Genomic DNA, 8,730 nt, shown 5'->3' on the forward strand with positions numbered 1-8,730 from the left:
AGCTGGAGCCTCAGAAGTAGCGGCTGGAGCCTCAGAAGTAGCAGCTGGAGCCTCAGAAGTAGCGGCTGGAGCCTCAGAAGTAGCAGCTGGAGCCTCAGAAGTAGCGGCTGGAGCCTCAGTAGTAGCGGCTGGAGCCTCAGTAGTAGCAGCTGGAGCCTCAGAAGTAGCTGGAGCCTCAGAAGTAGCTGGAGCCTCAGAAGTAGCTGGAGCCTCAGAAGTAGCTGGAGCCTCAGAAGTAGTTGGAGCCTCAGTAGTAGTTGTTGATGTATTTGAACTTGATGATGATGAACTTGATTTTTTAGTGTTAGATGAACTTGGTGGTGCAACCATAGTTGTTTGTCCATTATCATCACGAGTTATAATCATAGCTTTTTCAGCATTTTCAGCAGTATATGGAAGTTCTCCATCTTTAGTTATTACTACTACTTCACCAGAATCTTTAACTTCTATTGCTCTGTTTTCTGAGAAAGAAATAACTGCTAAATTTTTATTAAGTGGTGCGTTAGCCTTTACTGTTAATGTTTTTAAATTTTTGTCATATACACTTGGTAATGCATATGTTTTAATACTTCCATCACCTTGAACTTCTGTATAAGTCAATAAACTGCTTATAGAAGTGTCTGCTGATACTTGTTCATTCTGCATCTTTATTTTTATTGTTTTAGGCTGTCCCGCAATATATCCACCTTTTCCTTTATGAATAAAATCATGTGATTCTACTGAATCTGCTGGGTTTATGGAAATTCCCATATAATTGTTAATGTAAATTTTCACTTTTGACATATCAGTATTATTTTTTAATACGATTATTTCCTCACCAGTTGTATTTTCTAATTGCTGAAGTTTTTCATAATCAGAATTTTGTGTTGTTTGTACTTCATCAGCAGAATATGCATTTGTATTACTGCTTATAAAAACTGATGCAGTAAGAGCTGTTATACTTACAGCTGCAAGTAATAATGTTAATTTTTTACTTTTCATTCTTATTAACCCCTTTCTAAGTAAATAAAATTTTTATTATAAAAAGATATATTCTTTTTATCTGAATTTATATGTTCATATCTTATATAAGAAGATACATTAAAATTGAAAATATTGAATACACGCCTGTTACTAAATTAATAGATATCTTTAAAAGCTCATTTGATTTAAATAGTTCATAAAATTCTCCAATAAAAATACTTCCAATAACAGCTGTTATTGCAATATATCTAAAATCCATAGAACATCCAAATGGATAATTTATATTGAATTTTATACTTGTTAAATATATAAAGAGAAAGATCAATGCCATTGCTCGAATTATAATCTTGCTGTTTTTATAATTTTTACAAACAAAAAATAAAGATATTATAAATACAAATACAAGAATTAATATGCTGAATAAAAGCATTATTGGGATTATTCCAGTTCTATTTAAATTAAATTCTCCAAATGCCATACATTTAATGAGATATGCTGGATAATTGAAATCTCCAAAAGGATTTGCATATGGTGAAGAAAAAATATTCTTTAGTGATAAAATGCAAAAGCGTGAAAATAGGGAATGGTCACCGCAATATAATTGGGAATTCACATCTTGTTCAAGAACATATGTGAATTTTTGATTAAATAAAATGTAATTTCTAATGGAAAACCATAAACCTAATGGAAAACTTATAATAGAAAATATACATAGTTTTAAAAATATTTCTTTAAAAGTTTTATTTTTAAAATGAATATATAAACATTTAATCATCACTACACTTGTGAAAACAGCCATAATCCCACAAGATATTTTTGTCATCATTGCACATCCATAAATAAATGCAAGAATTATAATATTACTCCAAGATTGTTTCTTGTAAAACCTGATAGTATAAAGTAAAGCTAATGTCATAAACCACGTTGCAAGAGCGTCACAATTAACTCGTCCTCCCATTAGATAAAAATTAGGGAGAAAAGAGAGAATTATTATTGCTATTTTCTGTGCTGATTTATTTAATTTTATTTCATCAAATAATTGTTTTGATACTAATAAGATACTGCATGAAGCAAAGCATGATATTATTTTCGCAGCATCTACAAGAGAAAATAAATCATTTTTGTGTAAAATAGAATTAACTATTTTAGAAATAATTGAACCTAAAATATAGAAAAATGGCTGCTGGTAAAATTGAATCTGGTTATTATTTGGAAGCATATGCTTTTTCATTATTGTTAATATATAAGCAGCATGCCCATAGCCGCTTTCACTAATTTCTCCAATATCATGTCCTCGTATATTGCAAGGCGTATAAAGCATATATCCTATCCGCATTATAAGACCTAAAATTATCACACACTCTATAAATTTATTACTGTCAAACTCATCTTTATCAAATTTCAATCTAAAAATGAATAATGTAAAAAATATTGCACTTATCATAATTCCTTTAATAAATAACCTATTATTATGTAAATTAAATTTATTAATGAATAGATAAAACAACACTATTAAAAGTATTAATAGAAAATTTTTTTTAATTTCTTTATGCAAAAAATTCAAATTAGTTTTTCTCCTTCATAATAATTTACTAATTGATTTAATTATAATGCAATAAAAAAATAAATTTTATTTTAGGGATAAAATGTTATATATAGGGATAAAATGCATTTATAAATTAAATATTTTAACTTATTTGAATTTACTATCCGAAAAATTATAGTGCTTAAATTTAAATATTATTTTAGTAAAACAGGAATATTATTAGTAGAATGAAGTTATACTATGTTTATGTGGAAATATGTACGATTTGAAACAAAGGAGGGCTGGAAAACCAATGTCAAATTATAGTATGAATATTAGAGGCAGTATTGGTTTGGAGGATTACAGCAATATTTTTGATTATTTAAAAATAATTGATAAGGATGATAATTTTATAATAAAAATAAACGAGATGAACAAAAAAGACATAGATGTAATAAGTTCAATGCTTCAAAATAATAAATTTAACATAAAATATACTGAATATGATTCAAAAGGAAATTGTTATATTAATGCCAATCGCTATAAGTAATATTTATTATATTATTTTTTAAACGCATAAAAATGTATAATTTTGTATATTTAATAGTTATAATTTTATATAGATAAAATCTATATAAGTATATGGATTTATTTACAATAGAATATATGTATATTTGATTTGAGAATTATATTGATATGAAAAATCCTAATTTAAATGATAGTTTAATATATTGAAAGATTAAAATTACATTAAAAATGTATCTGATATTTGTAAAATACAAAATTTTATAATGAAAAGATAAATTCAGTATAATGTGAATTTTTACAGTATTAACAAAGACAAATTGCCATAGTCATAATTATAAGATGACTATGGCAATTTTTAATTGTATATAAATAAAAATGGGGGAGAGGCGATTAAATATTGAAGTTAAATACTTCACATTATAAAGTATTACCCAAAAGTTTTTTATTATACATACATATATATAATTTTTTAAATTAATTCTTTTGATGAAGAATTAAATAATTCAGAAAAAGAACATTCCTCAACCCATCCCTTTGAATTTATATTTGTATTGTTTGGAATAAGGATGTAATACCATATAGAATCAGAAATTTTAACTTTATCTAATATTTCTACCTGAATAGAAGAACTTAATTTATTTATGATGCAGGAATAAGATGTGGGGCTTATTCGTACTATTGTATTTTTAGGAAGAATGCCAAAAATATTATCCACAGATAAAAATTCAACAGTGCAGTCTTGTGTGGACAAATCAATAAGATCATATTTTTCTTTCATTTTTGAAAGCTGAGATTTTAATAAAAAATTACTTTTTTGAAGTGCAACATATTTTTCATCATAAGACTTTAAAAATAAAAAGCCTCCTCCGCCAATGAAAAGAATAATCAGCAATAATAATATGAAGACCATTTATACTTCTCCTTTACATAAATATAGTTAAATCAGATTTCCAAGTTATTTATTTCTTAAAATTTATCTTTAAAGAATATTTTTCAATGAAAATCATAAAATAAATTATAGTTTTTAATATTTAAAGTTTAGGAATTTAGAATCATTAACACTTATAGTTATTCATAATATATGAATATAATGAACAAATGATGAAAACAATAGTTAGTAAATATTTATAAGAGGAGGATAATGTATGGATTTTAGTAATGCGCCAATAGATATTAATTCATATGTTGCAAAGTATATGGATGAGATGGGGTGTAGTTTTGAGCAGGCATGTGAGGATTTAGAGCTAGAGCAGTCAAATGTATTTGCAAGACATTCCAATGAAGAAATGCATTAAAAACATTTAAAATAGGCCATTAATTATATATAGTCAAATTACTATATATAATTAATGGTTTTTGTTATAAAAAAATAATAGTGTTGTTGAGATAATTTATAGAATGTTATCTTTTTATAAACAGACTAAATAAAATATTTTTAGAAAATGCAATTAATAGCAATAGGAAAAAGCAATTGAGGATTTTTCATATTAAAATAAATACAAAGTTCAACTCAACATATAGTATACCTTCAATAAAGATAGGTACTATATGTTGAACTGAATCATGTGAAATTATAATTATGAAATATCCACAATTAATAAGTATAATGAATATATATCAATAAATTTAAGAAAGGAGATAGTTACTATAAAACAATCAGAAATGAAATTTGGAAAACCATTAAAATAATTTTTTCATATTTATAAGTTTTAAGTAACATTTATATTTAGATTATTATGAATGATAAATCAATAAAAAAAGTTATATCTGCTAGATACTCAGTAAGAAATTATAATGGAGATTATTTATCACAAGAGATAATTGAAAAAATAGAAACATATATTAAAAATTTAACAAACCCATTTAATAAAAAAATAAAAATACAATTAGTAAAAAAGCATACAGGAAATAAAGATATTAAACTTGGGACTTATGGAGTGATAAAGGGTGCACAATACTTTTTGACAGTAATCTGTCAAAAAGACGATTTGTCTCTAATAGCTTTAGGATATTCTTTAGAAAAGGTGATTTTATATTGTACTTCTATAGGATTAGGGACAGTGTGGCTTGGAGGAACATTCAAAAAGAGTGATTTTGCTAAAGCTATAGAATTGCAAGATGATGAAATAATGCCTATTGTTTCACCTGTTGGTTATGAGGGGGGAAGGAAATCTCTCTTCGCAATTGTAGTAGGACGAAATAGAAATAAACGTAACTCTTTTTCAAAGTCATTTTTTAATAGAAATTTTAACACTCCACTTACTGAAGTTGATGCAGGAGAATATTTTGAACCTTTGGAAATGGTAAGACTTGCTCCATCATCACTTAATAAACAACCTTGGAGAATTGTAAAAGAAGATGATAAAATACATTTCTATTTTGCAGACAATAAAGGTTCAACAATTATTGATATGGGAATAGCGCTTTGCCACTTTCATTTAACAGCTATTGAAAATAACTTAAAGGGTGAATTTAAATTTATAGATTCAAAAAAGAAAAATGAAAATTTTAATTATGTTATATCATGGGTTAAATAGTGTTAAAATGTGCTGTATCAGGATTTATTTTGATACAGCACATTAATTAATAAATTTATTGTATACTATATAATTTTTCTAATGGTGTAGCAAGATAAATTCCTTCAAATTATCAGGAAGTTTCATTAAATATTTTAATAACATATCAATAAAATTGCCTCTAATAAAACCTTATACTATAAGTATATGAATATATTCAGTAAAATGAATAATAAAACTAAATAAGAATATATTAGTGGTTTTTAATAATAGAGTAAAATGTTATTATATTTAAAAAGAAAGTTGGTGAAAATAGTATTGTGGGCAATTGAGTTTATATTATTAATTATCATAATAATTGTATTGTTTTTGTATATTAATCCTGTATTTGGAGAAAAAATATCAAGAAGTGAAAAGAAAGATTATATAACACGTGCAGGAAACTATATAAAAGGGAAATTTACATATCCAAAAGAATATGAATTAGAAGGGGAAAGCACAGACAATCGTGTATCAAATAAAGGAAAATCTCCTAAAAGTGTATTACCATCAGCGAAACCAATAATAAATAAAGATATATCAAAGAATGAACTTATAGTAACATGGTTTGGTCATTCTACAGTCTTTATCCAGATTAATGGTATGAATATTTTAATTGATCCTGTATTTTCTAAACGTCCATCTCCTATTTCTTTTATGGGTCCAAAGCGTTTTAGTGAGCCGCCGATAACAATTGATGAACTTCCACCAATTGATATAGTTATTATATCTCATGATCACTATGATCATTTGGATATGAAGTCAATCAAAAAACTCGATAGAAAAGTAAAGAAATACATAGTACCATTGGGAGTTGATAAAAATCTTAAACGTTGGAATGTTGATGCAGGCAAGATTAAAAATATGGCATGGTGGGAAGAGGTTGAAGTAGATGGATTAATGATTGCATGTACTCCAGCAAGACATTTTTCTAATAGACAAGTTTTTGATATGACTAGTACACTATATGCTTCGTGGGTGCTAAAAGATGATAATCATCAAATATATGAAAGTGGTGATGGTGGATTTGGAAAGCATTTTAACGAAATACATAAGAGATATGGTGATTTTGATTTTGTTATGATGGAGTGTGGACAGTATAATATGAGCTGGCATAACATTCATATGCTTCCAGAGGAATCAGCTAAAGCAGCAGATATGTTAGGAGTAGCAATGGACGGATTATCAACACATATTGGGTGAATCCATTGGAAATTAACTGTATGGAAAAATTAAGCAAAGGTTATGAAGTATATAATTTTAAGATGATAAAGACTCATCAATGTTGTAATGAATTTAGTGTTTTAAATAAAAATTTTATTTGTATAGTAAAATGGGCAGTTGAAAAAAGTATACCTATTTTTATTCATTTAAGATCTAAAGAAGAAGTGAGAAATTTCATAGATATAATTAATGAGTTTGAAGAGGCAGTATTTATCGTTGCACATATGATAGGATTTAACGAAATAGCAGCTAGAAGTAAAAGTGGTAATGTATATTTTGATTTATCAGCACCACAACTATATTCTCTTGAATTACTTGAAAGTGCTATAAATAATTTAGGAAGCAGTAAATTTATTATGGGTTCAGATACACCTTATGGTAAGGATAATATAAAGATTAATATAGAAAGGTTGAAAAAACTTAGATTGAGTAATGAAGAATTAGAGGATATCTTATCAAGGAATATATTAAAAATATTGCATTTAATTTAAGAGTAAGGTATTAAATTGAGGAAATTTAATACCTTAGCATATTTTATAAGTTATTAACAGCTTCGCCTAAAACTTTTCCAATAGAATCATGAATAACAAGATCAGCTTTGCTGTCAGCAGAAGTTGAACTCTTATTAATTAAGATAAGATTCTTACCTCTGAAATAATTGATAAGCCCAGCAGCAGGATAAACAACAAGTGAAGTACCACCAATGATTAAAGTATCAGCTTGAGAAATTGCTCTTACTGAACCTTGAATTATAGATTCATCTAATCCTTCTTCATAAAGAACTACATCAGGTTTGACTTTTCCACCACACTTAGGGCATGTAGGAATTCCTTTGGATTCTAAAATAAATTTTTCATCATAGAAAGCATTACATTTCATGCAGTAATTTCTAAGAACAGATCCGTGAAGTTCATATACATTCTTGGAACCAGCAGCCTGATGCAATCCGTCAATATTTTGAGTGACAATAGCTTTTAATTTGCCCATCTTTTCAAGTTTTGCTAAAGCTATATGAGCAGCGTTAGGTTTTGCATCTGGATAAATTAATTTATCCTTGTAGAATTTAAAGAATTCTTCTGGATATTTCATAAAGAATGTATGAGATACAAGCTGCTCAGGTGTAAAGTTTATTTTCAATTTTTCATTCCATAAACCATTGGAACTCCTGAAATCTGGGATGTTTGATTCAGTAGAAACCCCAGCCCCACCAAAGAAAACTATATTATTACTTTCTTTTAATATTTGTGTTAATTGTTCTATTTCAGTACTCATAATAAAATCATCTCCGAATTATATTTATAGTTATATTATGGCATAATGTATAGGAAAATAAAACTAAATTACTATCATTGTGTTTTGATTAAATGGAAAATATTTTAAATTACATGTTGAATATCATTTTAGTACATGTTACATTCATGATGACCGGTCAATAAACATTGAAAGGAACAAAAAATTATGAAAATGATAATAGAAAAAATGCCAAAAATGAATATTGCATTTTATAGAAATGTAGGTCCTTATGGAAACAGTAATTATACAACTATGGAGAAAATAAAGAAATTTGCACAAGTTAATAATTTATTTAATGAAGATACTGTTATACTTGGAATTTCAAGAGATAATCCTGAAACTACAGAACCAGAAAAGTGCAGGTATGATGCAGGTATAGTTGTTTCAGAAGATTTTAATATAGAGAAAGAAGATTTACAAAAAGGAACTGTTGATGGGGGAAAATATGTAGTATTTATTATTGAACATACTGCAGAAGCTGTACAAAAAGCGTGGAATGAACTATTTCAAGAAATACTGAAGAAAGGATATAAGATGGACTTATCAAGATATATCATTGAAAGGTACACAGTAAAAATGATAAAAGATTGTAAATGTGAAATTTGTGTTCCAATTCTTTAGAAAGTTATATGTTTATATTCT

Annotated in this window: 10 protein-coding genes; 7 read left to right on the forward strand and 3 right to left on the reverse strand. The window is 26.8% G+C overall.

Annotated features, from left to right (window positions below; genetic code table 11):
• On the forward strand, positions 1 to 583 hold a 583-nt coding region (locus tag Q0F58_RS19690), incomplete at its 5' end, for a hypothetical protein (protein WP_367118201.1).
• 480 nt (positions 584 to 1,063) lie between these two features.
• Here the strand turns inward: Q0F58_RS19690 and Q0F58_RS15315 are convergent.
• Complete coding sequence (locus Q0F58_RS15315; protein ID WP_294378418.1) at positions 1,064 to 2,407, reverse strand: glycosyltransferase family 39 protein; 1,344 nt, start codon at positions 2,405 to 2,407, stop codon at positions 1,064 to 1,066.
• 394 nt (positions 2,408 to 2,801) lie between these two features.
• On the opposite strand from Q0F58_RS15315, the gene Q0F58_RS15320 reads away from it, so the two are divergent.
• Positions 2,802 to 3,038: a hypothetical protein gene (locus Q0F58_RS15320; RefSeq protein WP_294378421.1), complete on the forward strand. Its 237-nt coding sequence runs from the start codon at positions 2,802 to 2,804 to the stop codon at positions 3,036 to 3,038.
• Positions 3,039 to 3,485: 447 nt separating this feature from the next.
• Here the strand turns inward: Q0F58_RS15320 and Q0F58_RS15325 are convergent, their stop codons facing one another.
• Positions 3,486 to 3,926 carry an SH3 domain-containing protein gene (locus tag Q0F58_RS15325; protein WP_294378425.1) on the reverse strand — a complete coding sequence of 147 codons (441 nt, stop codon included), beginning with the start codon at positions 3,924 to 3,926 and terminating at the stop codon, positions 3,486 to 3,488.
• Between the two features lie 235 nt (positions 3,927 to 4,161).
• Here Q0F58_RS15325 and Q0F58_RS15330 point away from each other — a divergent pair, with 235 nt between their 5' ends.
• From Q0F58_RS15330 to Q0F58_RS15345, 4 genes are all read left to right on the forward strand, one after another.
• Positions 4,162 to 4,311, forward strand: a complete 150-nt coding sequence (locus tag Q0F58_RS15330) for a hypothetical protein (protein WP_294378433.1) — start codon at positions 4,162 to 4,164, stop codon at positions 4,309 to 4,311.
• A gap of 441 nt (positions 4,312 to 4,752) precedes the next feature.
• Positions 4,753 to 5,553 (forward strand): nitroreductase family protein, encoded by an 801-nt coding sequence (locus Q0F58_RS15335; protein WP_294378436.1) that lies wholly within the window; start codon positions 4,753 to 4,755, stop codon positions 5,551 to 5,553.
• A 285-nt stretch (positions 5,554 to 5,838) separates the two neighbouring features.
• Positions 5,839 to 6,774: an MBL fold metallo-hydrolase gene (locus Q0F58_RS15340; RefSeq protein ID WP_294378442.1), complete on the forward strand. Its 936-nt coding sequence runs from the start codon at positions 5,839 to 5,841 to the stop codon at positions 6,772 to 6,774.
• Between the two features lie 20 nt (positions 6,775 to 6,794).
• Positions 6,795 to 7,286 (forward strand): TatD family hydrolase, encoded by a 492-nt coding sequence (locus tag Q0F58_RS15345; protein ID WP_294378447.1) that lies wholly within the window; start codon positions 6,795 to 6,797, stop codon positions 7,284 to 7,286.
• Positions 7,287 to 7,329: 43 nt separating this feature from the next.
• On the opposite strand, the gene Q0F58_RS15350 is transcribed toward Q0F58_RS15345, so the two are convergent.
• On the reverse strand, positions 7,330 to 8,067 hold the full coding sequence (locus tag Q0F58_RS15350) for an NAD-dependent protein deacylase (protein ID WP_294378450.1): 738 nt from the start codon (positions 8,065 to 8,067) through the stop codon (positions 7,330 to 7,332).
• A 186-nt stretch (positions 8,068 to 8,253) separates the two neighbouring features.
• Here Q0F58_RS15350 and Q0F58_RS15355 point away from each other — a divergent pair, with 186 nt between their 5' ends.
• A complete protein-coding gene (locus Q0F58_RS15355; RefSeq protein ID WP_294378452.1) occupies positions 8,254 to 8,709 on the forward strand; it encodes a GyrI-like domain-containing protein in 456 nt (151 codons plus the stop codon).
• The last annotated feature ends 21 nt before the right edge of the window (positions 8,710 to 8,730 follow it).

The organism is uncultured Clostridium sp., assembly GCF_934754915.1.
GTDB lineage: Bacteria > Bacillota > Clostridia > Clostridiales > Clostridiaceae > Clostridium.

Coding starts and splice junctions, on each gene's coding strand:
- Q0F58_RS15315 (WP_294378418.1), bottom strand. CDS start 2,407: ATGATAAGTGCAATATTTTTTACATTATTCATTTTTAGATTGAAATTT.
- Q0F58_RS15320 (WP_294378421.1), top strand. CDS start 2,802: ATGTCAAATTATAGTATGAATATTAGAGGCAGTATTGGTTTGGAGGAT.
- Q0F58_RS15325 (WP_294378425.1), bottom strand. CDS start 3,926: ATGGTCTTCATATTATTATTGCTGATTATTCTTTTCATTGGCGGAGGA.
- Q0F58_RS15330 (WP_294378433.1), top strand. CDS start 4,162: ATGGATTTTAGTAATGCGCCAATAGATATTAATTCATATGTTGCAAAG.
- Q0F58_RS15335 (WP_294378436.1), top strand. CDS start 4,753: ATGAATGATAAATCAATAAAAAAAGTTATATCTGCTAGATACTCAGTA.
- Q0F58_RS15345 (WP_294378447.1), top strand. CDS start 6,795: ATGGAAAAATTAAGCAAAGGTTATGAAGTATATAATTTTAAGATGATA.
- Q0F58_RS15350 (WP_294378450.1), bottom strand. CDS start 8,067: ATGAGTACTGAAATAGAACAATTAACACAAATATTAAAAGAAAGTAAT.
- Q0F58_RS15355 (WP_294378452.1), top strand. CDS start 8,254: ATGAAAATGATAATAGAAAAAATGCCAAAAATGAATATTGCATTTTAT.